This window comes from Rhodobacteraceae bacterium LMO-JJ12 (genome assembly GCA_021555075.1).
In the GTDB taxonomy this organism is placed as follows: domain Bacteria; phylum Pseudomonadota; class Alphaproteobacteria; order Rhodobacterales; family Rhodobacteraceae; genus JAKGBX01.
On record JAKGBX010000004.1, the window covers coordinates 243,703 to 268,590 of the forward strand.

23 protein-coding genes are annotated in these 24,888 nt (G+C 60.7%); 6 read left to right on the top strand and 17 right to left on the bottom strand.

Annotation, left to right across the window (positions count from 1 at the left end; genetic code table 11):
- Nucleotides 1-40 precede the first annotated feature (40 nt).
- Nucleotides 41-1,717: a sulfatase-like hydrolase/transferase gene (locus LZG00_19980; protein ID MCF3596269.1), complete on the top strand. Its 1,677-nt coding sequence runs from the start codon at nucleotides 41-43 to the stop codon at nucleotides 1,715-1,717.
- 49 nt (nucleotides 1,718-1,766) lie between these two features.
- On the opposite strand, the gene glpD is transcribed toward LZG00_19980, so the two are convergent.
- The 4 genes from glpD to LZG00_20000 form a co-directional block, all read right to left on the bottom strand.
- Nucleotides 1,767-3,302, bottom strand: coding sequence for a glycerol-3-phosphate dehydrogenase (gene glpD, locus LZG00_19985; GenBank protein ID MCF3596270.1), 1,536 nt, complete (start codon nucleotides 3,300-3,302; stop codon nucleotides 1,767-1,769).
- 129 nt (nucleotides 3,303-3,431) lie between these two features.
- A complete protein-coding gene (cueR, locus tag LZG00_19990; GenBank protein MCF3596271.1) occupies nucleotides 3,432-3,833 on the bottom strand; it encodes a Cu(I)-responsive transcriptional regulator in 402 nt (133 codons plus the stop codon).
- Between the two features lies 1 nt (nucleotide 3,834).
- Nucleotides 3,835-6,294, bottom strand: coding sequence for a heavy metal translocating P-type ATPase (locus LZG00_19995; GenBank protein MCF3596272.1), 2,460 nt, complete (start codon nucleotides 6,292-6,294; stop codon nucleotides 3,835-3,837).
- A gap of 245 nt (nucleotides 6,295-6,539) precedes the next feature.
- Nucleotides 6,540-8,195 (bottom strand): acyl-CoA/acyl-ACP dehydrogenase, encoded by a 1,656-nt coding sequence (locus tag LZG00_20000; GenBank protein MCF3596273.1) that lies wholly within the window; start codon nucleotides 8,193-8,195, stop codon nucleotides 6,540-6,542.
- Nucleotides 8,196-8,488: 293 nt separating this feature from the next.
- Between LZG00_20000 and LZG00_20005 the strand changes: the two genes are divergently transcribed.
- Nucleotides 8,489-9,256, top strand: a complete 768-nt coding sequence (locus LZG00_20005) for a sulfite exporter TauE/SafE family protein (protein MCF3596274.1) — start codon at nucleotides 8,489-8,491, stop codon at nucleotides 9,254-9,256.
- 15 nt (nucleotides 9,257-9,271) lie between these two features.
- On the opposite strand, the gene LZG00_20010 is transcribed toward LZG00_20005, so the two are convergent.
- The 5 genes from LZG00_20010 to LZG00_20030 all read right to left on the bottom strand — a co-directional run bounded on the left by LZG00_20010 (nucleotide 9,272) and on the right by LZG00_20030 (nucleotide 12,773).
- Nucleotides 9,272-9,931, bottom strand: coding sequence for a HigA family addiction module antitoxin (locus tag LZG00_20010; GenBank protein MCF3596275.1), 660 nt, complete (start codon nucleotides 9,929-9,931; stop codon nucleotides 9,272-9,274).
- Between the two features lie 73 nt (nucleotides 9,932-10,004).
- Nucleotides 10,005-10,550, bottom strand: a complete 546-nt coding sequence (locus LZG00_20015) for a DUF3859 domain-containing protein (GenBank protein MCF3596276.1) — start codon at nucleotides 10,548-10,550, stop codon at nucleotides 10,005-10,007.
- Between the two features lie 42 nt (nucleotides 10,551-10,592).
- The gene (locus LZG00_20020; GenBank protein ID MCF3596277.1) at nucleotides 10,593-11,441 is read right to left on the bottom strand and encodes an alpha/beta fold hydrolase; all 849 of its coding nucleotides are present in this window, start codon (nucleotides 11,439-11,441) and stop codon (nucleotides 10,593-10,595) included.
- Nucleotides 11,442-11,527: 86 nt separating this feature from the next.
- A complete protein-coding gene (locus tag LZG00_20025; GenBank protein MCF3596278.1) occupies nucleotides 11,528-11,893 on the bottom strand; it encodes a TusE/DsrC/DsvC family sulfur relay protein in 366 nt (121 codons plus the stop codon).
- 4 nt (nucleotides 11,894-11,897) lie between these two features.
- Nucleotides 11,898-12,773 (bottom strand): 3-hydroxybutyryl-CoA dehydrogenase, encoded by an 876-nt coding sequence (locus tag LZG00_20030; GenBank protein MCF3596279.1) that lies wholly within the window; start codon nucleotides 12,771-12,773, stop codon nucleotides 11,898-11,900.
- 192 nt (nucleotides 12,774-12,965) lie between these two features.
- Here LZG00_20030 and LZG00_20035 point away from each other — a divergent pair, with 192 nt between their 5' ends.
- On the top strand, nucleotides 12,966-13,811 hold the full coding sequence (locus tag LZG00_20035) for a DUF6473 family protein (GenBank protein MCF3596280.1): 846 nt from the start codon (nucleotides 12,966-12,968) through the stop codon (nucleotides 13,809-13,811).
- A 68-nt stretch (nucleotides 13,812-13,879) separates the two neighbouring features.
- On the opposite strand, the gene LZG00_20040 is transcribed toward LZG00_20035, so the two are convergent.
- From LZG00_20040 to LZG00_20065, 6 genes are all read right to left on the bottom strand, one after another.
- Nucleotides 13,880-14,806 (bottom strand): FAD-binding protein, encoded by a 927-nt coding sequence (locus LZG00_20040; GenBank protein MCF3596281.1) that lies wholly within the window; start codon nucleotides 14,804-14,806, stop codon nucleotides 13,880-13,882.
- Entirely contained in the window at nucleotides 14,806-15,564 is a 759-nt protein-coding gene (locus LZG00_20045; protein ID MCF3596282.1) for an electron transfer flavoprotein subunit beta/FixA family protein, read from the bottom strand. The genes LZG00_20040 and LZG00_20045 overlap by 1 nt, the downstream gene beginning before the upstream one ends.
- A 371-nt stretch (nucleotides 15,565-15,935) precedes the next feature.
- On the bottom strand, nucleotides 15,936-16,508 hold the full coding sequence (locus tag LZG00_20050; protein ID MCF3596283.1) for a cob(I)yrinic acid a,c-diamide adenosyltransferase: 573 nt from the start codon (nucleotides 16,506-16,508) through the stop codon (nucleotides 15,936-15,938).
- A 14-nt stretch (nucleotides 16,509-16,522) separates the two neighbouring features.
- Complete coding sequence (locus tag LZG00_20055; GenBank protein MCF3596284.1) at nucleotides 16,523-16,720, bottom strand: twin transmembrane helix small protein; 198 nt, start codon at nucleotides 16,718-16,720, stop codon at nucleotides 16,523-16,525.
- A gap of 125 nt (nucleotides 16,721-16,845) precedes the next feature.
- Nucleotides 16,846-17,676, bottom strand: a complete 831-nt coding sequence (locus LZG00_20060) for an SDR family NAD(P)-dependent oxidoreductase (GenBank protein MCF3596285.1) — start codon at nucleotides 17,674-17,676, stop codon at nucleotides 16,846-16,848.
- 253 nt (nucleotides 17,677-17,929) lie between these two features.
- A complete protein-coding gene (locus LZG00_20065) occupies nucleotides 17,930-18,625 on the bottom strand; it encodes an SH3 domain-containing protein (protein ID MCF3596286.1) in 696 nt (231 codons plus the stop codon).
- Nucleotides 18,626-18,846: 221 nt separating this feature from the next.
- Between LZG00_20065 and LZG00_20070 the strand changes: the two genes are divergently transcribed.
- The gene (locus LZG00_20070) at nucleotides 18,847-21,315 is read left to right on the top strand and encodes a DNA topoisomerase IV subunit A (protein MCF3596287.1); all 2,469 of its coding nucleotides are present in this window, start codon (nucleotides 18,847-18,849) and stop codon (nucleotides 21,313-21,315) included.
- A gap of 181 nt (nucleotides 21,316-21,496) precedes the next feature.
- On the opposite strand, the gene LZG00_20075 is transcribed toward LZG00_20070, so the two are convergent.
- Nucleotides 21,497-22,384, bottom strand: coding sequence for a dienelactone hydrolase family protein (locus LZG00_20075; protein ID MCF3596288.1), 888 nt, complete (start codon nucleotides 22,382-22,384; stop codon nucleotides 21,497-21,499).
- Between the two features lie 225 nt (nucleotides 22,385-22,609).
- Entirely contained in the window at nucleotides 22,610-23,968 is a 1,359-nt protein-coding gene (locus tag LZG00_20080; GenBank protein ID MCF3596289.1) for a cytochrome P450, read from the bottom strand.
- A 114-nt stretch (nucleotides 23,969-24,082) separates the two neighbouring features.
- Here LZG00_20080 and LZG00_20085 point away from each other — a divergent pair, with 114 nt between their 5' ends.
- Together LZG00_20085 and LZG00_20090 are read left to right on the top strand one after the other, a co-directional pair.
- Nucleotides 24,083-24,622, top strand: a complete 540-nt coding sequence (locus LZG00_20085; protein ID MCF3596290.1) for a hypothetical protein — start codon at nucleotides 24,083-24,085, stop codon at nucleotides 24,620-24,622.
- A gap of 148 nt (nucleotides 24,623-24,770) precedes the next feature.
- On the top strand, nucleotides 24,771-24,888 hold a 118-nt coding region (locus LZG00_20090; GenBank protein MCF3596291.1), incomplete at its 3' end, for a GTP-binding protein.

Genomic DNA, 24,888 nt, shown 5'->3' on the forward strand with positions numbered 1-24,888 from the left:
GCTATGCTGGCGCAGTCCCCCAGCCCAAGGATCGAGCATCATGGCCAAACCGAAAAACATCCTGTTCATCATGTTTGACCAATTGCGCTGGGATTACCTCAGCTCATACGGCCACCCGCATCTTCAAACGCCGAATATCGATCGATTGGCGCAAAAAGGCGTGCGCTTTACGCGCGCCTACATTCAATCGCCGATCTGCGGCTCAAGCCGGATGAGCACCTACACAGGGCGCTATGTCCACTCCCACGGCGCAAGCTGGAACGGTATCCCCCTGAAGGTCGGTGAAATGACCATGGGCGACCATCTGCGCAAGGCGGGGATGGATTGCTGGCTGGTCGGTAAAACCCACATGCGCGCGGACAAGGAAGGTATGGAACGCCTCGGGCTTGAGCCGGATTCCTTCATCGGTGCGCGCGTTGCCGAATGCGGTTTTGACGTGTTTGAGCGTGACGATGGCATGCTGCCCGAAGGCCCCGATGGCGCCTATGATCCCGACGGTGCCAAGGAATACAACAAATGGCTCAAGGCCAAGGGCTATGACGCCGATAACCCGTGGCATGACTTTGCCAATTCCGGTCTCGATGCCGATGGCAACGTGCTCTCCGGCTGGTTTCTGAAGAACTCGCCGATGGCGGCCAATATCGACGAAGAAGACAGCGAAACCCCTTATATGACGGGCCGCGGCATCGACTTCATGCAAAGCCATGATGGCCCATGGTGCTGTCATCTCAGCTATATCAAGCCACATTGGCCCTATATCGTGCCCGAACCCTATGCCAGCATGTATGGCCCCGAACATGTCCTCCCGGTGGTGCGCTCGGACACGGAACGTCAGAACGCCCACCCGGTCTTGAAGGCCTTCATGGACACCAAAGTGGGGCAAACCTTCTCGCGTCAGGACGTGCGCGAGGCGGTGATCCCGGCCTATATGGGCCTTATCAAACAGGTCGATGATCAGATGGGCCGATTGTTCGAATGGCTGGAAGAAACCGGGCGGATGCAGGACACGATGATCGTGCTCACCTCGGATCACGGCGACTTTCTGGGCGATCACTGGCTTGGCGAGAAAACCTTCTTTCACGACGCCTCAACCCGCGTGCCGCTGATCATTTATGACCCATCCCCCGAGGCCGACGCGACACGCGGCACGGTTTGCGATGCGCTGGTCGAAAGCATTGATCTTGCGCCCACATTTCTCGATGTCGCCGGGGGCGAACCCGTGGGCCACATCCTTGAGGGCGAAAGCCTGCTGCCAATCCTGCATGGCACACGGGCCGAAACCGAGCGCGAGTACGTCATCTGCGAATACGATTACTCCGGCTCACCCATCGCCAAGCTGATGAATGCATCGGTGCGCGACGCGGTGATGTTCATGATCGCCGACAAGCGCTGGAAAATGGTGCATTGCGAAGGCGGCTATCGCCCGCTTCTGTTCGATCTGGAGAACGATCCCGACGAACTCACCGATCTGGGCGACAGTGATGAACACGCCGAGGTGATCCAGGCGCTCTATGATAAGCTTTTCGCATGGACCCGGCGCCCATCACAGCGCACCACCCGCTCCGAGGCGCAGCTTATCGAAATGCGCACCGCAAGCGCGCGGCGCGGAATTGTTCTCGGGGTTTACGACGAAAACGACACGCCGCTTGATCTCACGGTAAAATATCGCGGTCAGAAGGCGCGCCCGTGGCAAGACATCAAGGGTGGCAAGAGTTGAGCCAAACTGGCGTCCTGCACCTTATCGGGGCAGGGCGCAGATAAGCGTTTCAAGCGGACAGTTGCGTCTCAATATACGCGGCTAGATGCGCGCGCTCCTCTGCGCTGAAATGCAACCCCAGCTTGGAGCGCCGCCAAAGCAGATCCTCGACGCAGCGCACCCATTCGCGCGCAATCAGCCAATCCACCTCGGCCCCGCGCAAGCCATGGCCGAAATCCTCGCCCGGCCCATTCGCGAAAATGCCCTGTGCCTCGCTGCCATAAGCCCGGATGATGCGCTGGGCCGTCTTCTCATTGGCCCAATCCTGCGCCGCACGAAACGCCGCGATCAACCCGGCTACGCCGTTCACCGGGAAATCCCCGCCGGGTAACGCAACGCCGGCGGTCCAATCCCCGCGCAGCCCCTCGAACACCGCGCCAAGCTTGCCCATGGCCGCCTCGGCCAGCCGCCGATAGGTGGTGATCTTGCCGCCAAACACATTGAGAACCGGTGCGCCCGTGCTGGTATCAAGACGCAGCACATATTCGCGCGTCGCCGCCGTCGCCGAACTGGCCCCGTCGTCATAAAGCGGGCGCACTCCCGAATAGGTCCAAACGATATCCTCGCGCTCCAGCGGGCGCTTGAAATACTGTCCGGCAAAGGCGCGCAGATAATCGGCCTCTTCCTCGGTGCAGATCGGCGCAGTCTCGGCATTGTCATGGTCAACATCGGTGGTGCCGATCAGGGTGAAATCCTGCTCATAGGGAATGGCAAAGATGATGCGCCCGTCAGGCCCTTGAAAGAAATAGCATTTATCGTGGTCAAATAGCCGCTTCGTAACGATATGCGAGCCGCGCACCAGCCGCACCCGCTCTTGCGTGTCCAGCTTGAGCACCCCGCCGATCACATCGCCCACCCAAGGCCCCGCCGCATTGACGAGTGCGCGCGCACGGATCACTTCGCCATTGCCAAGCGTGACGCGCCAGGCACCGTTGTCGGGCTGGGCCGCCACCACCTTGGTGCGCGTCATCACCTCTGCACCGCGCGCCGCCGCGTCGCGCGCATTCAGCACCACCAGCCGCGCATCCTGCACCCAGACATCGGAATATTCATAGGCCCGCGTCAGATGATCCTTGAGCGGCGCCCCTTCCGGGGTGTTTTCCAACGAAAGAGCACGGGTTGCGGGCAGAATCTTGCGCCCGCCCATGTGGTCATAAAGAAACAGCCCCAGCCGGATCATCCAGCCCGGCCGCCGCCCGCCCATCCAAGGCATAAATCGGCCAATCAGCCGCGACGCCGGGGTTTCCCCTTCAAAGCGCATTTCCGGCGCCAAGGGCAGCACAAAGCGCATCGGCCAAGCGATGTGAGGCATGGCGCCGAGTAGCACCTCGCGTTCCCTGAGCGCCTCGCGCACCAGGCGGAATTCGAAATATTCGAGATAGCGCAACCCGCCATGAAAGAGCTTGGTCGAGGCAGATGAGGTGGCCTGCGCGAGATCGCCCATCTCGGCCAGCACAACCGAAAGCCCGCGCCCCGCTGCGTCGCGCGCAATGCCGCAGCCATTGATGCCGCCGCCGATAATCAGAAGATCGACGTGTCTGCTCATGTTGCCTGCCTTTTTCGGGGTTGCTCCGACCTTGGGATACTCAAGCCGGGGGCGGCTGGCAAGCCGCGCGCGCCCATGGGGGGCCAGCCCCCCATACCCCCCGGGATATTTCTGGCAAGATGAAGGCGATCAGGGTTTCGTGGCGGGTGGCGCGGAGAGATCGCTCAGGATCGGGCAATCGGGGCGATCATCCCCGGCGCAGGCCGTGATCAGATGCGAAAGCGTATCTTTCATCTGGCGTAACTCGCTCAGCTTGGCCTCGATCCGGGCGAGATGTTCGCGCGCAATGGCCTTTACATCCGCCGAGGCACGGGTGCGGTCTTCATAAAGCGCCAGCAGGTTGCGGCAGTCTTCGATCGAAAACCCCAAGGAGCGGGCGCGCCCCAGAAAGCTCAGCTTGTGCAGATCGCTTTCACGAAACGAGCGATAGCCATTGCCTGCGCGCATGGGCGTGATCAGCCCGATATCCTCGTAATAGCGGATGGTCTTGGCGGGCAGCCCGCTGGCTTCGGCGACTTCTCCGATGTTCATGTCATGTCTCCTTCATCTGTGGCGTCAAGCGGCGCAGGCGCAACGCGTTGCTGACGACGAAAACCGAGCTCAGCGCCATCGCACCCGCCCCCAGCATCGGCGACAGCTGAACTGCGAAAGCAGGATAGAGTGCGCCTGCCGCAACCGGGATCAGCGCGGTATTATAGGCGAATGCCCAGAAGAGGTTCTGACGAATATTGCGCATCGTCGCTTGGCTGACGGCAAAGGCATTGACCACGCCGCCGAGATCGCCGCGCATCAGCACCACGTCGGCGGCCTCAACGGCCACATCCGTGCCCGTGCCGATGGCAATGCCGACATCCGCTGCGGCCAGGGCCGGGGCGTCATTGATCCCGTCGCCGACAAAAGCCACCTTGCCTTTTGCGCCAAGCCCCTCCAGCGCCTTGACCTTGGCGCGCGGCAGGCATTCGGCCTCGATATGATCAATCCCGGCCTCGCGCGCGATGGCTTCGGCCGTGGCGCGCGCATCGCCGGTGATCATCGCGGTCTTGAGGCCCATGGCGTGCAGCGCCGCCAGCGCTGCGCGCGTGGTGGATTTGAGCGGATCGGCTACCGCGACAAGGGCTGCGATCTGACCGTCAATCGCGCCGTAGAGCGGCGTCTTGCCCGCCTTCGCCATCGCCTCGGCCTGGTCCGTCAGCGCATTGGTGTCAATGTTTTCGCGCGCCATCAATCGGGCGGCACCGACCAGCACATCGCGCCCCTCGACGTTGCCGCGCACGCCAAAGCCGGTCAGCGAGCCGAACTCTTTCACCGCGGGCAGGACCCCCGCCTCGGTCTTTGCTGCCGCCTCGATGGCGCGTGCGATGGGATGTTCGGATTGCCCTTCGAGCGCCCCGACAAGGCGCAGCACCTCGGCGCGCTCAAACCCCTCGGCCAGTATCAGGTCGGTCAGCACCGGGCGCCCTTCTGTCAATGTTCCGGTCTTGTCGAAGGCCACCATCTCGACGCCCTGCAAAGCCTGCAAGGCATCCCCTTTGCGAAACAGCACCCCCATTTCCGCCGCGCGCCCGGTGCCCACCATGATCGAGGTCGGCGTGGCCAGCCCCATGGCACAGGGGCAGGCGATGATCAGCACCGCCACACCTGCCACCAGCGCATGGCTAAGCGCCGGGGCGGGGCCAAAGATCAGCCAGATCAGCACTGTCAGAGCCGCCAACACCATCACCGCAGGCACGAACCAGAGCGTAATCCGGTCGACCAGCCCCTGGATCGGCAGCCGCGCGCCCTGCGCCTCTTCCACCATGCGCACGATCTGTGCCAGCGTGGTATCGCGCCCCACCGCCGTGGCCCTGAGCTCGAGCGCGCCCGTGCCATTGATCGTGCCGCCGGTAACAGGATCGCCGGGATGCTTGTCCACCGGGATCGGCTCGCCGGTGATCATGCTCTCGTCAATATGGCTTTCGCCGCTCAAAACCTCACCGTCCACCGGCACCCGCGCACCGGGTCGCAGGATCACCGTGTCGCCGGTAACGACCTCGCTGGCATCAATCTCGCTCTCCTGCCCATCGCGCCGCACCAGCGCGGTCTTGGGGGCGAGGTTGATCAGCTTGGCAATCGCCGCCCCGGTACGCCCCTTGGCGCGCGCCTCAAGGAAGCGCCCGAGCAGGATCAGCACCACGATCACCGCCGCTGCCTCGTAATAGACCGCGCGGCTGGCAGCGGGCAGCAGGGCGGGCGCGAAAGTTGCCACCACCGAGAAGAGATAGGCGGCGGACGTGCCCACGGCGACCAGAGAATTCATGTCGGGCGCGCCGCGCAACAGTGCCGGAAAGCCCTTGGTATAGAACCGCCGCCCCGGAAAGATCAGAACCAGCGTGGTGAGCAGGAACTGCACCACCCAACTGGCCTGCTGGCCCACCGTGCCTGCGATCCAGTGATGCAGCGCAGGGAAAAGATGCCCCCCCATTTCCACGACAAACACCGGCAGCGTCAGCGCGGCGGCAATGATCAGATCACGCCGCAGCTCGCCCGCCTCCGCTTCCTTGCGCGCGCCCGCATCCGGCGCCTCGCCGCCCTCGCGCAGCCGCGCCGGATAACCCGCCTCGCGCGCCGCGTTGCGCAACTCGGCGGGCGTCAGCATGCCTTCGAGGTAGCGCACCGTCGCAGTCTCGGACGCGAGGTTGACGTTCACCTCCACCACTCCCGGAAGCGCCGCCAGCGCCTTGTCGACCCGTCCAACACAGGAGGCGCAGCTCATGCCTTCAATTTCAAGCACCGCGCGCGCCAGTCGTGCCGGATAACCGGCCTTATCGAGTGTGGCGACGATGATTCCGGGGTCGGCGGGCGCGCCAAAGCGTATATGCGCGCGCTCACTCGCCAGGTTGACCTCCACCTCGTTCACACCATCAACGCCTTCAAGCGCCGATTTCGCGCGACCAACGCAGGACGCACAGCTCATCCCGTCAATCGACAGTTTCAAATCATGCAGCGCGCCCATGCGGAAAAATCCTTCGATGTTTCCGCTTACATAGGGATTCCTGTAACTGGAAGGTCAAGAGCGCTCCCGACGATTTCTCACCCTCTCTAAGACCTAGCCCCCCAAAGCGCATTCATGAGACGGAGAAACCCGCCGACATGCGCCCTGAGCCGCGCCGCCCCTGCTTCATCTTGCCGGAAATATCCTGGGGGCTTGGGGGTGAAACCCCCAACTCTTATGCATTCAACCGCGCAACAAGAGCAGGCTCACCCCAGCAAACGCCGCGTGATCACCTGCGCCTGAATTTCCGCCGCTCCCTCAAAGATGTTGAGGATCCGCGCATCGCACAGGATCCGCGAGATCTTGTATTCCAGCGCAAAACCATTGCCGCCATGAATTTGCAAGGCGTTGTCCGCCGCCGCCCAGGCCACACGCGCGCCCAGGAGCTTTGCCATCCCTGCTTCCAGATCACAACGCTGGCCGTGGTCCTTCTCCCAGGCGCTGAAATAGGTCAGCTGCCGCGACACCATGATTTCCACCGCCATCATGGCCAGCTTGCTCGACACCCGCGGAAATTCGATCAACGCCTTGCCGAACTGCTTGCGGTCCTGGGCATATTGCATCCCCTGATCCAGCGCTGATTGCGCCACACCAATGGCGCGCGCTGCCGTCTGAATGCGTGCCGCCTCAAAGGTCTTCATCAACTGCTTGAAGCCTTGCCCCTCGACGCCACCCAAGAGGTTGTCGCCCTTCACGGCAAAATTATCAAAGCCAAGCTCGTATTCCTTCATCCCGCGATAGCCCAGAACCTCGATCTCGCCGCCCGTCATCCCCTCGGTGGGGAAGGGGGCTTCGTCGGTGCCGGGCGTCTTTTCGGCCAGAAACATTGACAGCCCTTTGTGATCCGTCGTTTCGGGATCGGTGCGCGCGAGCAGGGTCATCACATGGGTGCGCGCCGCATGGGTGATCCAGGTTTTGTTGCCGGTGATCCGGTAATCATCGCCCTCCTTCACCGCGCGGGTGCGCAAGGCCCCCAGGTCCGAGCCGGTATTGGGTTCGGTAAACACCGCAGTCGGCAAAATTTCCGCGCTGGCGATTTTCGGCAGCCAATATTCTTTCTGCGCATCCGTGCCGCCGCCCTCGATCAACTCGGCTGCGATCTCGCTCCGGGTCGCCAGCGATCCCACCCCGATATAGCCCCGGCTCAGCTCTTCGCTGACCACAACCATCGACGCCTTGGACAGACCCAGCCCGCCAAATTCCTCGGGGATGGTCAGCCCGAATACGCCCATCTCGCCCAATTCGTTGATCACCTCCATCGGGATCAACTCGTCCTTCAGATGCCAGTCATGGGCAAAGGGTTCCACCTTCTCAACGGCATAGCGGCGGAACTGCTCGCGGATCATCTCAAGCTCTTCATCAAGCCCGGTGGCCCCCACCGTGATCTCGGCCGCGCGTTCCTGCATCAAGGCAACCAACTGCGTGCGCGCGTCCTGTGTATTACCGCGCGCCATCAGGCTTTGCACTTCATCGCATTGGAACCCCGCCAATGCGTCCCAGCCAAGCCCCAGCTCTTGCAGTCGGAAAACCTCGCCCTGGTTCATTGCAATGCCACCGGCGATCTGGTGCAGGTATTCGCCAAAAGCGATCTGGTGGATCAGCTGTTCAACCTCACCAAACTTGCCCACCTCGGTGATCTTTTCGGCCCATTTCTGCATCTGGCGCAGCGCCTCGACATATGTCGCCAGCCACGCAACCCCATGCGCCGCCACCTGATTTTCTTCAATCAAGCTGTTCGAGACGCGCCCCGCTTCGCTCACCTTTTCACGCAGAGCGCCAAGCGCCTTATCCAGAACCGCTTCGGCGGGGGCAACAGCGGCGCGGGTGAGAGTCAGAAGATCAGGCAAGAGAATATCTGTCATGGCGAGAGTGTCCAAATCCTTGGGCGTGTTGCGGGTTATTTCGTGTTTCACTTGGGTGATTAAAACATTTTGCAGGTGCAGCGCAACATCATTGCTGCAAAGCGGCGTAACTCCGTTCAATTCTTGCGCAACCAAATAGAAACAATAGTTGCAACCCGGCCCTTTTGGCATTGCCGAAAACCCATTGCCAAGGCATCAAACGCGGCTTTTAGCCCGCTTTCTCATCCCCCGCACGAAACCCTTCGCGGCGCAGTATGGTTTGACGCGCCCTTGCAAGCCTTTATGAGGGCATCATGGATAGTCTCTTCACCCTGGTCACCCCGCTCACCTTTGCACTCTGCTTTGGCGTGGCCCTCTTGGCGGGTGTGGTCAAAGGCATGGTGGGGTTTGCCCTGCCGATGATCATGATCGCGCTATTGGGAAGCCTGGTCACGCCGGATCTGGCGCTTGCGGGGCTGATCCTGCCCACCGTGCTGGCCAATCTCTGGCAGGGGTTGCGCCAGGGTCTCGGCGAGGCCTGGCGTTCGGTTGTCGAATATCGTGTGTTCGTGGGCGCGCTTGCCGTCACGTTGGTGTTCTCGGCGCAACTGGTGCGCGTGCTTCCGGTTGCGACGATGCTGCTGATGATCGGCGTGCCGGTCGTGGGGTTCACGGCCTTGCAACTCTTGGGATGGCGACCGCACCTCAAGCGCAATTCACCTGCGATCGAGGCCGGAGTTGGCGCGTTTTCTGGATTGATCGGCGGCTTTTCCGGCACTTGGGGGCCACCCACGGTGCTTTATCTCACCGCGCTCGATACGCCCAAGCATGATTCGGTGCGCATTCAGGGTGTGCTCTATGGCGTTGGCACTCTGGTTCTGTTTTTCGCGCATATCGGCTCGGGCGTGATGCGCTGGGAAACATTGCCGTTTTCCATCGCGCTCTGCGTGCCTGCGCTGCTGGGCATGGCGCTCGGCTTCATGGTGCACGACCGCATTGATCAGGTGCTGTTTCGTCGCGCCACGCTGGTTGTGCTGCTGATTGCGGGCCTCAATCTGATCCGCCGCGCCCTTATGGGCTAAGCCAAACCGCGCCGATCAGCCCGCCTGTGTGCGCGGCGTGATCGAGCGGCGAATATCCTCACCCACCGCATGGCGGGCGCGTTCCATGTCGTGCTCGATCTGCAAACGCACCCAGAAATCCGCCGCAGTCGAAAAATACCGCGCCAGCCGCAGCGACTGCTCCACCGTGATCTTCTCCTCGCCTTTCAGCAGGCTGGCCAACCGCCCCTCAAACACCCCTATGGCACGCGCCAGATCGGGCAGGGTGATGCCCAGCGGTTCCAGATACTCATCGCGCAACACCTCACCGGGCGCGGGGCATAAAAACACCGGCCCCGGCGTGGTGGGTTCACCCGGCGCAGTCAGCTGCACTTCGGTCGCCAGCCCCGCCGCCTTCCAGGCATCCATCCCGCCCGTCATATGGATCACGCCGGTATGGCCCTCGTTCAAAAGCATCTTCCCGGCCGCTTCCGAACGCTTGCCAACCGCGCAATGCAACACCAGCTTCTTGCCCGGAAGGGTCGGAAACAGATCGGCCTCAAAGCTGGATAGAGGCAGCAACAGCGCCCCCGCAATATGTTCCACCTCATATTCCGATGGTTCGCGCACATCGACCAGAACGATCTCGTCCGCTTCCAGCCACTCAGCAATCTGACGGGGATCGGCGGGAACAACGGTTGGTTTTTCGGCACTCATCGACGGGTCTCCTCGGGCAATCATTCCGGGTCGGGCGTTCATGGGCAATTTTCCGGGGCATTGCAATCGCAGATCACGACACCGGCGCAAACCCTGCGCACTGTGCCAGGATATCAGCGGCCGCGTCTTGCGGCACCACCTCAAAGGCCTGACGAAACAGCAACGCCTCTTCGTGATAGACCTCCATCACCCAAAGTCCGATATTCAACTCTTCGGCAAATTCAAATCGAAACCGGTTGAGCGTCGGCTCGTCGGGTGAAAACCTGCTGATCCATCGTTCAGTAATCCGCGCGCCCGGCGTTGCGGTGGGGTGGGTGACACGAAACTCGGCGGAAAACCCCGACTGATCCGGCGCCACCCGTAACGCCACGCCAAAGGCAATGCCCATCGCCGCCGGCACCCGCGTTGTCACCACCGTTGCTTGCGCGTCGGCGTCGGTAACCTGGATATAGCCCAGCACGGTTCCGGGGGCCGCCACCTTGCTCGACGGGCCTTCCCTACCGCAATACACACCATAACTTTCGAGGATCAGCTCAGACGCCTCGCGTCCTTCCTGCGCCAGAGCGGAAAGCGCGCCAGCGCCGCACAACATTACTGCAAGACACAAACGTGCGAACATGGCCAATCTCCCGACACCAGCTTACCGCGCGCCGCGCCTATTTCAAACCGCCGTTTGCGTCCCCAGTATCGCAGGCCAAAGCGCGCTGTTGCGTCGTGCGAATGCCGCCAGATGTCCGACCTTGCTCAGCCCGAATTGCGCTGGGTCAAGCACCTCATGGGTCTGCGCCGATTGCGGGTAAAGCGCGCCCAGGCGTGCAACGACGGTGGGCGGGATCATCACGTCATCGCTCGGCGCCACACTGCGCAGCGGCGCGCTCAGAGCGCTCGCATCATAGGGTGGCAGGCTTTTGTCGACCCGATGAAACCCACGCGTCGTGCACCAGCGTTTCCACTGGGTAAACACCGGCCCCGGCACATCCGCCCCCAGCCCAGAAAGCTTGCCGGGCAGATACCCCATACTCGCCAAAAGCACCGGCCCCAGCACAAACCAGAAAAACCGTGCCGATGCCTGATACGGCCAGGGATGATCCGACACATGAATCGGCCCCGAACTCACCGCGATCACACGTGCAATCCCCTCCAACCCGGTTTGATAGCCCAGCATGAAACCGCCCAGCGAATGCCCGACCACCCAGAGCGGCACACCCTCAAACTCCGCCTGCGCAACCAGCCAATCGCGCGCCGCTTGTTGATCGTGAATGCCCCAATCGGCCATGCTGAGACGCACCTTGCCCACCGGCCCGTCCGCTGACGCACCAAAGCCGCGATAATCATAGGTGAGACAGCTCACACCCTGCTCTGAGGCCAGCCACGCGGCGAAATGTCGGTAATAGGCTTGTGGCACCCCCGTGGCCGGGTTCAAGACCGCAACGGCGCGCGGGGCAGGGGCGCGAAATAATCGCCCGGCAATCCTGCCGCCTTGTGTTTCGATGGTGATTTGCTCGCTCATGGTGCCAGCAAAACGCGCCGATGACGCGCAGGTAAACCCTGACGTCGCGGCATATGGCGCGCTGCGTGCGCGCGCCGTAAGTGGCCTTATCCAGTCGACCAGGCGCGCGGCTGTTTCATCCCGGCGATCTTGCAGACCTGTTTGACATAGCCTTGGGGAAACAACTCATAGAGCGCGTCTTTGGCCTCGGATTTGCTCAGCGTCTCGCCATGCCCCAAAAACTTCAGAACAAAGCGTTGATCGGGGATGATGCGATGCTCCTCCTGACTGGCGCGCACGAAGTTGATCACCTCGTAATGTCGCGGCGTCAGGGTGATCCCCTCGGCCTTCGCGGCATATTCGGCAAACCCTTTGCTCCAAAGGTTCGGATCGGTCAGATAGCCATGCTCGTCCACCGTGACCCGCCCATCCGGCAGCGTAACCTCGGTCAGCTCATCAGGTCTTGTGCGCATCCCTTCACCTCGTTGGCACCGGCATATCGCCGCGATAGTCGTAAAACCCGCGTCCGGTCTTCTTGCCCAGCCAACCCGCTTCGACATATTTCGTCAAGAGCGGGCAGGGGCGGTATTTTGTATCAGCCAAGCCGTCGTGCAGCACATGCATGATCGCAAGACAGGTGTCCAATCCGATGAAATCGCCCAGCTCCAGCGGCCCCATCGGATGGTTCGCCCCCAGCTTCATTGCATTGTCGATCGAGGCGACATTGCCCACCCCTTCATAGAGCGCATAGCAAGCCTCGTTGATCATCGGGATCAGGATACGATTGACGATAAACGCTGGATAATCCTCGGCGCTCGCCGCCGTCTTGCCCAGCTTTTCAACCACCGCCAGACACGAGTCATAGGTTGCCGCATCGGTCGCAATCCCCCGGATCAACTCAACCAGCTTCATCAGCGGCACCGGGTTCATGAAATGAAAGCCCATGAACTTTTCCGGCCGGTCGGTGCGGCTGGCCAGCCGTGTGATCGAGATCGACGAGGTGTTCGAGGTCAGGATCGTATGATCCGCCAGATGCGGCGCCAGCGAGGCAAGAATCTTGTTCTTGATGTCTTCATTCTCGGTCGCGCTTTCGATCACCAGATCGCTTTGGCCCAATTCGGGCAGATCCTGCGTTGCCTTGATGCGCGCCATGCCGGTGGCCATTTCCGCGTCAGTGATCAACCCGCGACCCACCTGACGACCCATGTTCTTTTCGATCTTCGCCAAGGCGGCTTCCAGCGCCTCGGCGCTGATATCGTTGAGCAGCACATCATACCCGGCAAGCGCCATCACATGCGCGATCCCGTTGCCCATTTGCCCCGCCCCGATTACGCCGACCTTCTTGATTTCCATGCCGCTGCCCTATCTGCCAAATTCGCCCCAACCATAGGCGGGTGCCGCCGCTTTCCGCAAGAGGCCGCGCGCCGCGAAATCCGCTGCCAGCGCCAAAGGGTTCGTTAAAACTCGCGTCAATTCCGCGCATTAGCGTTTCAGAAACGGCTTTCTGCGAATCTGGCTTCGGGTGAGATAAATTTGGTGGGTAAAATGTCCTATGAAAACATGGGGGGCGGTGGGCCCCTTGACTATGACCCGTGTCACTATGGCGAAAGCCGTCTTGTGTTCCGTGGCCCGGCCCGCAAGACAGAGGGCGATTTCATCGTTTTTCTCGGCGGTACTGAAACCTACGGCAAGTTTATTGCGACTCCGTTTCCCGATCTGGTGGAACAGGCATCGGGCATCTCTTGCGTCAATTTCGGTCAGACGAACGCCGGGGTCGATGTCTTCCTCAACGATACCACGATACTGGCCGCGGCGGCCAAGGCGCACCATTGCGTGGTGCAGGTGACCGGCGCAAACAACCTGTCGAACCGCTACTATTCGGTGCATCCGCGCCGCAATGACCGCTTCCTGCGCGCATCGGCAATGATGCAATCGGTGTTTCGCGAAATCGACTTCACCGAGTTCCATTTTACCCGGCACATGCTGGGTAGCCTGGCGGCGAATGCGCCGGATCGTTTTGCGATGGTGATTGGCGAAGTACAAAAGGCGTGGCTGGCGCGGATGGAGTTGTTGTTGGCGCGCATCGGGCCGCATGCCGTGCTCTTGTGGTTTGCCGATCACGCGCCTGAGAACAGCACCGATTTGACCGATGCGCGCGCCGATCCCTTCGCGATCGAGCGCTGGATGATTGAGCGATTGCGCCCGCGTGTCGCCGCAGTGATCGAAGTCGTGGCCAGCCCGGCGGCGCTGACACGTGGCGTCGAGGGCATGGTGTTCAGCGAACTTGAGGCCCCTGCGGCGCGCGGCATGCTTGGCCCCGCCGCCCATACCGAGGCGGCGCGCGCGCTGATCGATAGGCTTGCGCCGTTGCTGGGTGCCCCCGAACAATAAGGCCCGCCACGTTTCCGGGCGGGCCTCACGTAATGTCGCAGGGCGGGGTGTTCCCCGCCTCGCGTGGTTCAGAGCTTCTCGATCAATTCCGGCACAGCGGTGAAAAGATCCGCCACCAGACCATAATCGGCCACCTGGAAGATCGGCGCTTCCTCGTCCTTGTTGATGGCGACGATGATCTTGCTGTCCTTCATCCCCGCAAGGTGCTGGATAGCGCCCGAAATACCCACGGCGATATAGAGATCAGGTGCAACCACCTTACCGGTCTGACCAACTTGCCAATCGTTCGGTGCATAGCCCGAATCGACGGCCGCGCGGGACGCACCCACCGCAGCGCCCAGCTTGTCAGCCAGTTGCTCGATCAGTTTGAAATCGTCTTCCGAGCCGACACCACGGCCCCCGGACACAACCACACCCGCCGAGGTCAGTTCCGGGCGATCGCTCGCCGCGACCTTGTCTTCGACCCAGCTCGAAAGCCCCGGATCAGCCGCCGCCGACACGGTTTCAACCGAAGCCGACCCGCCGGTTCCGGCAACATCAAAGGTCGAGGTCCGGAAGGTGATGACCTTCTTGGCGTCCGATGACTTCACTGTTTGCACGGCGTTACCGGCATAAATCGGGCGCTCAAACGTGTTGGCGTCAACGACGCCCGACACATCCGAGATCACCATGACATCAAGAAGCGCTGCCACACGTGGCATCACGTTCTTTGCGTCGGTGGTCGCAGGGGCCACGATATGCTCATAATCCCCCGCAAGACTGACGATAAGTGCTGCGGTCGATTCTGCCAAACGGTGCCCAAGTGAGGCATCCTCGGCCACCAGAACCTTCGACACACCGTCGATTGTCGCAGCGGCTTTGCCCGCATCCGCAGCACTGGCACCAGCGGCCAGAACCGTGATGTCGCCCAGAGCTTTTGCTGCTGTTACGGCCTTGGCGGTGGCGTCCATCGCCAGTTCGCCATTGTTGACTTCTGCAAGAAGAAGAACTGCCATTATACTGCCCCCGCTTCCTTGAGTTTCGCCACCAGCTCGTCAACCGAGCCGACAATTTCACCAGCTTTGCGCGATTCCGGCTCGCTTGTTTTCACGACTTCGAGGCGCGGTGTCACGTCAACGCCGTAATCCGCCGCGGTTTTCTCATCCAGCGGCTTTTTCTTCGCTTTCATGATATTCGGGAGGCTTGCATAGCGCGGCTCGTTGAGACGCAGATCAACCGTCACAATGGTTGGCATCTTCACGCTGATGGTCTGCAAACCACCATCAACTTCGCGCGTGACCTTGGCGTTGTCGCCGTCCACGTCGAGTTCGGATGCAAAGGTCGCTTGGCTCCAGCCCAGCAGGGCCGACAGCATCTGGCCGGTGGCGTTCATGTCGTTGTCGATCGCCTGTTTGCCAGCAAGCACGAGGCCCGGCTGTTCTTCTTCGACGATTTTCGCCAGGATCTTGGCGACGGCCAGCGGCTCAATGTCGTTATGCACGTCATCCGCAGCGACTACCAGAATGGCGCGGTCCGCACCCATGGCCAGCGCCGTGCGCAGCGTTTCCTGCGCCTGTTTCACGCCGATGGATACGGCGATCACTTCTTCGACCTTGCCCGCTTCTTTCAGGCGGATCGCCTCTTCCACGGCAATCTCGTCGAACGGGTTCATCGACATTTTCACGTTGGCAAGATCAACTCCGCTACCATCCGCCTTCACACGGACTTTCACGTTATAGTCGATCACGCGTTTGACAGGCACAAGCACCTTCATTCCAGCGGTCTCCTTCGTATCTGCATTGTCACCCGTTGGCGGGCGATTCAGGCTCTCTTGGTTCTGTTACAGTCTCGGGGCGCGCTGAGACAGGGAAAAATCGCCTCGTTAGCGCGAACAGACGCGGCGTTCCCCGCTTTTGCGCCTGCATTCGCGACGAATTGTTTCACAAGGAAGCGACAAAGAGACGCGCTCGGGCGGCGCCCACCCGCTCGATCGGGGCGTTCGCGGGAGCGTGGCACTTGCCCACCCTGCCGCCTTCGCGCGTCTCTGGGGGCAGGCCGCCGACGGGGTGGCCAGTCGGCGGGCAGGGCGCATGGGGCAAGGGGCGGATTTGGATATTTTCGGCAAGATGAAGCGGAATGGCGCGTTTATCTGTTGGCGCCGGGAACCCACAAGACATCGTTGCGCCCGTCGTCATTGGCCATGCGTGCCGCGACAAAGAACCAATCACTCAGCCGATTGAGATATTTGGTTGCGGCAGGGTTCACGTCTTCGTGGCAGGCGAGGTCAACGCATAGCCGTTCGGCGCGGCGCGCCACCGTGCGGCAGAGGTGCAGATGTGCGGCCAGCGGTGAACCGCCGGGCAGAATGAAGCTGCGAAGGGGTTCGAGCACCTTGGTCATCGCATCAATTTCTTGCTCCAGCCGCGAAACCTGAGAATCGACCATTCTGAGCGGTGGGTATTCTGCCGTGGCGTCGTTTTCGCGATCCGGGCGGCAGAGATCGGCGCCGCAATCAAACAGGTCGTTTTGAATACGCGCCAGCGCGGCATCGGTATCGCCCGTGGCATGCAACCGCGCCAGTCCGAGCGTCGAGTTCAGCTCATCCGTGGTGCCATAGGCGCTGACACGCAGGTCGTGCTTGGCCCGACGCGTGCCATCGCCCAGTGCGGTGTCGCCCTTGTCGCCGGTGCGGGTATAGATTTTAGACAAAACCACCATCAGGCAGGCTCCTTTCAGTATCTGAACCAGACGAACAGCAGGATGAGGGCAATTGCCACGGCCTGCGCCGCAATGCGCCAGCGCATGATCTTGTTGGCGTGTTTGCGGTTGAATTCGCCACCTTTGGCAAACCCGCCCACCCCGATCATCAGGATGACCAGCACGCCAAGACAGGCAATCGCAACCACCCAGAAGAGCGGATCATTGGCCATGGGGACATCCTTTCGTTTAAACCTTGTGGTGACTTGTAAGGCTTGGGCGCTCAAATGCGAAGGGGCGAATTGCCGGGGCGTGCACAATTGCGCCGGATTTCTGCGCTGTTAAGCCTGCGCCCGGCTCATCCTTTGGCGATCAGCCAATCCAGAAGTCTTGTCGGCAGGATCCTGCGCGCCGCGCCCATCAGGCGGGTCGCGTTGGTGATGTGATAGCGCGGACGCGGGCGCGTCGCCTCAAGGGCATGGATCAGCTTTTTCGTCACTGCACTTGCGGGCAGCTCAAAGAAATCGCGGTCGCGTTTCTCATAAAGCCGCGGTCTCAGGTCGTCGCGATACTGCTGGGCGCGCGGGCTTTTCTCCCAATCGATCCAGCGCTCGAAATGCGGGATCGAGTTTTCGCGGATGCGCGAGGTGATCGGCCCCGGCGCCAGTGTAATGATATGAATGGCCGTGTCGCGCATCTCGATCCTCAGCGTATCGCTCAGACCTTCAAGGGCGAATTTCGACGCGACATAGGCGCCGCGCCAGGCCATCGGCACCATGCCCAGCACAGACGAGCAATTGACGATCCGCCCATGCCCCTGGGCGCGCATCACGGGGATCACCGCGCGGGTCAGCTCGTGGGTGCCAAAGAGGTTGGTCTCAAACACCGCACGCAAGCCCTCGGTCGGCAAATCCTCGACCGCGCCCGGCAGCGCGAAGGCGCCATTGTTGTAGAGTGCATCAAGCGTGCCGCCGGTGGCGCGCAACACCTCTGCCAGCCCGGCATGCAGGCTTTCGGGATCGGCAAGATCGAGCACCACGCTTTCCAGTCCTTCGTTGCGAAGCCGCGCACAGTCCTGGGCGCTGCGACAGCTGGCAAAGACCCGCCAACCGCGCGCCTGCAGCCCAAGTGCCGCGTCATGGCCAATGCCCGAGGAACACCCGGTGATGAGAATGGATTTGCCAGTCATGCCGCGCCTTTCGTGTCCACGCAGTCTCCCTAAAGGGTTTCGTGATGAACTTGAATTGCGAGTTTATCGCGAAACGATTTAGGAGCTTCCTGCGTCTTTCTGAACAAGAAAAGACCTCCGACGCCGCATTGTCTGCCTTGGGCGCGGGCGGCTCGGCCTTGTGGCGCGGCAAACGGCAAAACGCCCCGAACCAAAGCCGGGGCCTTTCAACATGTGTTTCACGCGGTCGGCCCTGCGGCCCGATGCCAAGGGGTCAGTTCGCGGACACCAGCAAGTAGTCGGCCATCCAGCCTTCTTGCCCGCTCTCAAGCACGCGCAGTTCAACCCAACCATAGCCATCGTCATGCAGAATCGCCACCTCGGTCCCCTGGGTCAGTTGATCAACAACCTCATAATCCGTACCAGGCCCAGAACGCATGTTGACGCGCGCCGCCTTGACCAGGCGATACTCCTGATCCGCCGACAAACCCACATTGCTTCTGTCCACCTCGGCGGGGGGCGCGGGTACGCGGGCATTGGTCGCGGCGGCGGCAACAAGCCGGGCGATCTTGTCTGGATCTGCCGCCACGGTGGCCACTTCAGGCACCGCCCCGTTGGCCCCTGTGATGGCCTCTGTCGCACCGCTCAAAGTCAATTCAGCGCGCTTGCCCGCGTTAGTCGTGGCAAGCTCCGGGTTGGCCGAAGCCAGAACAAGGCGCGCGTCGCCAGCACCACTTGCATCTTGTCCTGATGTTTGCGGGTTGCGCAGAATGATCACGGGGTTCGTTGTCACTTGTGGCGCATTGTGGGTCGCTTTCTGCGCGCCTGGGAGCGCGGTGGTCTTGATCGCTTGCGCGCGTTGCGCTGCATGCTGGCGCGAGCCGTCTTTGGGCACATAATTTGCACCGCCGCTCAGCTGATAGAACGCAAATCCCAGAAATCCAAAAGTTACGACAATAAAACGCCACATGGCAAAACCCCCAATTACCTTACCAATTAGAACTCAATTACAGCAGAATCGTTCCTTCCACAGGGGGAAGAACCCATAAAATTTCCCGCAAGTGGCAATAAGACGTATTTTGCACACACCTACAGTCAAAATCCAGTCCGGATTTCCTGACCTGCACGAATAAACCAACGCCGCGGGCAATCGCGCTTGCTGGCGAATCCATCGCCCGCTAAACAGCGGGCATGAGCGATTTGGTTGATGATCCGAACGAAAGAGACGACGAAGCAGGCACCGAGGTGTCCGAACCGTTACGCCGCGCGATTGGCGAGCGGTACCTGACCTATGCGCTGTCGACCATCATGCACCGCGCATTGCCCGATGCCCGCGATGGTCTGAAGCCGGTGCACCGCCGCATCCTCTATGCGATGAGCCGCCTGCGCCTCAGCGCGACCGGCGGGTTCCTCAAATCGGCCAAGATCTCGGGCGATACGATGGGCGATTTCCACCCGCATGGCGACGCTGCGATCTATGACGCGATGGCCCGCCTGGCCCAGGATTTCGCGGTGCGCTATCCGCTGGTCGACGGGCAGGGCAACTTTGGCAACATCGACGGCGATAACCCGGCGGCGTCGCGCTATACCGAAGCCCGCATGACCGTCTTTGCCGAGGCGCTGCTCGAAGGGCTGAGCGAAAACGCGGTTGATTTTCGGCCCAACTATGATGGTCGCCTGGAAGAACCCAGCGTTCTGCCGGCGCAATTCCCCAATCTTCTGGCCAATGGTTCAACCGGCATCGCCGTGGGCATGGCGACCAATATTCCGCCGCATAACATCGACGAGCTGATCGCCGCCTGCCTGCATCTGATCAAAACCCCCGACGCGCGCGATGACACGTTGATGAATTTCGTGCCCGGCCCCGATTTCCCCACGGGCGGGGTGATTGTCGAGCCGCGTGAAAACATCGCCAACGCCTATCGCACCGGGCGGGGCAGCTTCCGTCTGCGCTGTAAATGGGAGATCGAGGAGCAGGGGCGCGGCCAATGGCTGATCGTCATCACCGAGATTCCCTATCAGGTGCAAAAGAGCAAACTGATCGAGAAGATCGCCGAACTCATTCAACTCAAGAAGATCCCGATTCTCGCGGATGTGCGCGACGAATCCGCCGAAGACATCCGCCTGATCCTTGAGCCGCGCTCCAAGAACGTCGATCCGGACGTTCTGATGAACATGATGTTTCGCAACTCTGATCTTGAGGTGCGCTTTTCGCTCAACATGAACGTGCTGATCGACGGCGTCACGCCCAAGGTCTGCTCGATGAAGGAAGTGCTGCGCGCCTTCCTCGATTTCCGCCGCGAGGTTCTGATCCGCCGCTCGCGCTATCGCATGGCGAAGATCGACAACCGGCTCGAAGTGCTGCAAGGCCTGATCACCGCCTTCCTCAATCTGGATCGTGTGATTGACATCATCCGCTATGATGACGACCCCAAAGCGGCCCTGATGTATGAGGATTGGAGCCGCCCGCATCAGGAAACCATCGCCCGCGCGCTCGATGAAGCCGATTATGTTTCCCCGCTTGATGGCGTGGACGTTTCCAAACTTGCCCTGGTGGCCGACGCCGAAGCTCTGGCCAGCGGCGTTCTGGCCGAAAGCGACGACGGCACCCGCGCGCTGCCACACAGCTTTGCGGGGCGTGAAAACGGTCTCTCGGACGTTCAAGCCGAAGCCATCCTCAACATGCGTCTGCGCAGCTTGCGCCGTCTTGAAGAGGAGGCGCTGGTCAAGGAACGCGATGCCCTGATGAAAGAGCGCGCCGAACTTGACGACTTGCTCGAAGGTGAAACCCTGCAATGGGATCGCGTCGCTGACGAGTTGAGACAGGTGCGCAAGACATTTGGCAAGGCGCATGTGATCGGCGCCCGCCGCACCCAATTTGCCGAAGCCGTCGAGGCCGAAGAAGTGCCTCTCGAAGCGATGATCGAAAAAGAGCCGATCACGGTTGTTTGCTCAAAAATGGGCTGGATTCGCGCCATGTCGGGCCATATCGACCTCGACCGCGAGCTGAAATTCAAGGATGGCGACGAGGGCCGCTTCCTGTTCCATGCCGAAACAACCGATCGTCTGGTTGCGATGGGCTCCAACGGGCGTTTTTACACCCTCAGCGCCGCCAACCTGCCCGGCGGGCGCGGCATGGGCGAACCCTTGCGCCTGATGGTTGATCTGCCCAACGAGGCCGAAATCGTCACGCTGTTCATCCACCGTCCCGGCGAAAAGCTTCTGGTCGCCTCCGCCGAAGGCAACGGCTTTATCGTGCCCGAAGATGAGATCATCGCCCAGACCCGTTCGGGCAAACAGGTGCTCAACGTCAAGGGAACGGTTGCAGCCATCTGCAAACCGGTGGCGGGGGATCACGTCGCGATCTGTTCGCAAAATGGCAAGTTTCTGGTCTTCCCGATTTCCGAACTGCCCGAGATGGGGCGCGGCAAGGGCGTGCGCTTGCAGAAATACAATCTGGCACGTGGACGTCAGGGTGCCCTCGAACTCGATGGCGGCCTGAGCGATCTTGTCACCTTTGTCTGGGAGCAGGGGCTCAGCTGGGAAATGGGCGGCGGCAAGACCCGCCACGAACCCGACATGACCGAATGGCTAGGCAAACGGGCAGGGGTCGGCAAACGCCCGCCCTATGGTTTCCCGAAAGACTACAAATTCAGTTGATTGCTGGCGTGGGACCACTTCGAGCCCGGAACTGACATATCGAATGCCGCTCGAATGCCGCACTGAATGCGCAAACATGGTTTGCGCCGCGCCCGAACTGCCCCCATGGTTCGGGCGCGGCGTTTCAACTCGATGTCTGCTTTTTTCCCATATCAGACATCAACCAGCAGGGCCGCGCCCCTCAGCCTAGGTATTTCTCAAACCAAGCAATCGTGCGCGCCCAGGCCAGCTCTGCCGCTGCTTCGTCGTAACGTGGGGTGCTGTCATTGTGGAACCCGTGGTTGGCCCCCTCATAGATATGCGCCTCATAGGTCACGCCCGCCGCATCCAGTGCCTTTTGATAATCGGGCCAGCCTTCGTTCACGCGGGTATCCAGCTCGCCATAATGCAAAAGCACCGGCGCCTTGATCCGCTTAACATCCTCGGGGCGGGGTTGGCGGCCATAAAACGGCACCGCCGCGCCCAGATCCTCAAACGCCACCGCCGCCGCGTTCGCAACACCGCCACCATAACAGAACCCGGTGATCCCCACCTTGTCAGTGGTGAAGTCCGCCGCTTTGAGCCAGTCAATCGCGGCAAAAAAATCATTCATCAGCTTTTCGCCATCCACAGTGCGCTGCAAATCGCGCCCGGCATCATCATTGCCGGGATATCCCCCGACAGAACTCAGCCCGTCCGGCGCCAGCGCCACAAACCCTGCCTTGGCCACGCGCCGCGCCACATCCTCTATGTATGGGTTCAGCCCGCGGTTCTCATGCACCACCACAACTCCCGGCACCGGCCCGGTCGCGGCGGCTGGCCGCACCAGATATCCGCGCACCTCGCCATGCCCGTCAGGCGAAGGGTAGGTGACATATTCCGGCACGATGTCCGGGTCGGTGAATTGCACCTGCTCGGCCATCGCATAATCCGGGCTCATCGCCGCCAATATCGCGGGCGCGGCCATTCCGGCCACGGCAAACTTTCCGGCGCGGTTCAGAAATTCACGCTTGGTGATTATCCCATGGGCATAAAAATCGTAAAGCTCCAGAAGCTCGGGGGCAAAATCCTTGGCGGTCAGACGGGTCATGATATTGTCCTTTTCGGTTCATTTGGCCGGTGCAGCATAGCGCCCTGATCGCGCGGTTCGAAATCACGATGCCGGGTGGGCCGACTCCTCGCCTTTGCGCGACGCCGAACGCCGCATTGACCTTAACAGCCGTTCATACATTCAGGAATCCGATGTCATACGCCTGACAGCCGGGCAGCAGCCGCGAGTCACCCTCACGAAAATCCACCGTGCGCCGCCGTTAACCTATGCCGGCTCCGAGGTCAGCCAGACGCCGCCTTCCGGGCGCAACGTCAGGATCATCACCGGCTTGGGGTCGCGCCCCACTACCGGGTGGAATCGGCGCCTGCCAAGCAACGTTGCCAGAATGATCACCGCCTCCTGAAGCGCGAAACTCGACCCGATGCAAATCCTCGGGCCATCCCCGAAAGGAAGATAAGCATAGCGCTCTATATCTTTGCGATCATTGAATCTTTCTGGTTTGAACGCATTGGGATCATCCCACAAGAGCCGGTTGCGATGCAGCGCATAAATCGGGATCATCACAGTATCGCCAGGCAGCACCTCACGCCCGCAAAGCTCATCACGCCCCTGCGCCGTGCGCGACAGGATTCCGGCAGGCGGATAAAGGCGCAGCGTCTCATCCACAATCATTCGAATAAAAGGCAGGGATTCCAAATCGTTAACCGTCGCGGTTCGACCCCGTAACACCCCCTGCGCCTCCGCCCGCGCGCGGTCCTGCACCTCCTGATCAAAGGCACAAAGATAGAGCGCCCAGCTCAGCGTCAACGCCGTCGTTTCATGCCCTGCCACGATAAAGGTCAACAGGTTGTCGCGCAGTTCGGATGTGTTCATTTTCCTTTTGGTTTCAGGGTCTTCGCCCTCAAGCAACAGGTCGAGCAGATCAGGTATTTCACCACGCCCGCCACCGGTTTTGCGCGCCTCGACCGCCTCATCTGCCAGCGCCTTCATCTGCCGCAAAGGCTTGCCGGTCACCATCCGCCCCGGACGTGGCACCCAATCGGGAAAGCCCAGAATATCAAACAACGACAGCCGCCCGGCCGCGTCGATATAGGCGTCGATTGCCTTGTGGACCTCGTCGGGATCGAAATGCGACCCTCGGGAAAATGTAACGTTTCCAATAACTTCAAATGTGGACCGAATCATTTCCTCATACATGTCGACGGCGCGCGACCCTGCCGCTTCGATCCGCGCAAGGCTATGTTCGGCCGCCACCGACATCACCGGCGCAAGGCCAGCGACGTTGCGATGCGAGAACGCCGGCGCCGCCGCCCGTCGCTGCCAGCGCCAGTGCGCGCCCTCGGCAATAAAAAGAGAGTCACCAATCGCGGGTTTCAGCAGGTTTTTTGTAACCAGAGATTTCGGGTAATTATCAATATTTTCCAATAGGATGCGCCGGATTGCGCCGGGGTCCATCACCATATGCCAGCGTTTGGCTGTACGTCCCGAGACCATCGGCTGCGTGGTGGCGATTTCTGGCAGGATCTCCAACAGATTGCGCCGCGCCGCATTCAGCGAGGCCAGAATGCCCATCGGTCGTGTCACCAACGGCACATGAACGGGGAGTTGCGCAGACGTCATCATCACCCTCTCGCTATTGCCTTTTCAATATAGGAAAATAGCTGCGGCATTCAAATGATTGCACGCCGCACCCGCCTGAGCTATCTCATTGCGATAAATCATGCTTGAGGGTCGCTAATGTTCCGTATCGTTTTTCTGTTTGTCGCATTGGCGTTTATCACCGCTTGCACCAATTCGAATGACCTGGATAAGCCACCGGTTCCATTGGGAAATTTCTCTCTAGGGCATAACATTGTCGTCGCGCCCAAGCTGACCAAGGGGCCCGCTTCTCGCGAGGCCGACAAGGACGAATTTATCAAGATCATGAAAGAAGCGATCGACGAGAGGTTCGGCCGCTATGAGGGCGACAAGCTTTATCACTTCGGCATCAGCCTGGAAGGCTACGTGCTGGCCCAACCCGGCATACCTCTGGTTGCAAGCCCGAAATCGATCCTCATCATCAATCTGACGGTCTGGGATGACGCGGCCGGTAAGAAGCTGAACGAAAAGGTCGAGCAAATTACTGTTATTGAAAGCTTTTCCGGCGATTCACTTGTGGGGTCGGGTTATACACAAACACCCGAGGAACAAATGCGGGGACTTACCCGCAACGCAGCCAAGCAGGTTCAGAATTATCTTACACGCCAGAATTACAAGGAGGGCTGGTTCAAGTCCTGAACCGTCTTTTCCGGTGCATTGTCCGACCCGGATTGGTTGTCCTGCATAGGGGCCTTGATTTCCTGCGCACAACCCAATAAACGGCGCGCGGAGTGAAACTTGGCCGTCGTGTTTGACCCGGTGGCCGCAACCAAGGGGCGCCGCAGGCATGGCAAAGGCAAAGTTTGAACGTAACAAACCGCACGTGAACATCGGGACTGTTGGTCACGTTGACCACGGCAAGACAACGCTGACGGCGGCGATCACCAAGTATTTTGGCGATTTCA

Coding starts and splice junctions, on each gene's coding strand:
- LZG00_20005 (MCF3596274.1), top strand. CDS start 8,489: ATGGATAGTCTCTTCACCCTGGTCACCCCGCTCACCTTTGCACTCTGC.
- LZG00_20080 (MCF3596289.1), bottom strand. CDS start 23,968: ATGATGACGTCTGCGCAACTCCCCGTTCATGTGCCGTTGGTGACACGA.
- glpD (MCF3596270.1), bottom strand. CDS start 3,302: ATGAGCAGACACGTCGATCTTCTGATTATCGGCGGCGGCATCAATGGC.
- LZG00_20050 (MCF3596283.1), bottom strand. CDS start 16,508: ATGGTGGTTTTGTCTAAAATCTATACCCGCACCGGCGACAAGGGCGAC.
- LZG00_20000 (MCF3596273.1), bottom strand. CDS start 8,195: ATGACAGATATTCTCTTGCCTGATCTTCTGACTCTCACCCGCGCCGCT.
- cueR (MCF3596271.1), bottom strand. CDS start 3,833: ATGAACATCGGAGAAGTCGCCGAAGCCAGCGGGCTGCCCGCCAAGACC.
- LZG00_20010 (MCF3596275.1), bottom strand. CDS start 9,931: ATGAGTGCCGAAAAACCAACCGTTGTTCCCGCCGATCCCCGTCAGATT.
- LZG00_20025 (MCF3596278.1), bottom strand. CDS start 11,893: ATGCGCACAAGACCTGATGAGCTGACCGAGGTTACGCTGCCGGATGGG.
- LZG00_20070 (MCF3596287.1), top strand. CDS start 18,847: ATGAGCGATTTGGTTGATGATCCGAACGAAAGAGACGACGAAGCAGGC.
- LZG00_19995 (MCF3596272.1), bottom strand. CDS start 6,294: ATGGGCGCGCTGCATGATTTGAAACTGTCGATTGACGGGATGAGCTGT.
- LZG00_20030 (MCF3596279.1), bottom strand. CDS start 12,773: ATGGAAATCAAGAAGGTCGGCGTAATCGGGGCGGGGCAAATGGGCAAC.
- LZG00_20035 (MCF3596280.1), top strand. CDS start 12,966: ATGTCCTATGAAAACATGGGGGGCGGTGGGCCCCTTGACTATGACCCG.
- LZG00_19980 (MCF3596269.1), top strand. CDS start 41: ATGGCCAAACCGAAAAACATCCTGTTCATCATGTTTGACCAATTGCGC.
- LZG00_20045 (MCF3596282.1), bottom strand. CDS start 15,564: ATGAAGGTGCTTGTGCCTGTCAAACGCGTGATCGACTATAACGTGAAA.
- LZG00_20060 (MCF3596285.1), bottom strand. CDS start 17,676: ATGACTGGCAAATCCATTCTCATCACCGGGTGTTCCTCGGGCATTGGC.
- LZG00_20020 (MCF3596277.1), bottom strand. CDS start 11,441: ATGAGCGAGCAAATCACCATCGAAACACAAGGCGGCAGGATTGCCGGG.
- LZG00_20015 (MCF3596276.1), bottom strand. CDS start 10,550: ATGTTCGCACGTTTGTGTCTTGCAGTAATGTTGTGCGGCGCTGGCGCG.
- LZG00_20065 (MCF3596286.1), bottom strand. CDS start 18,625: ATGTGGCGTTTTATTGTCGTAACTTTTGGATTTCTGGGATTTGCGTTC.
- LZG00_20055 (MCF3596284.1), bottom strand. CDS start 16,720: ATGGCCAATGATCCGCTCTTCTGGGTGGTTGCGATTGCCTGTCTTGGC.
- LZG00_20075 (MCF3596288.1), bottom strand. CDS start 22,384: ATGACCCGTCTGACCGCCAAGGATTTTGCCCCCGAGCTTCTGGAGCTT.
- LZG00_20040 (MCF3596281.1), bottom strand. CDS start 14,806: ATGGCAGTTCTTCTTCTTGCAGAAGTCAACAATGGCGAACTGGCGATG.
- LZG00_20085 (MCF3596290.1), top strand. CDS start 24,083: ATGTTCCGTATCGTTTTTCTGTTTGTCGCATTGGCGTTTATCACCGCT.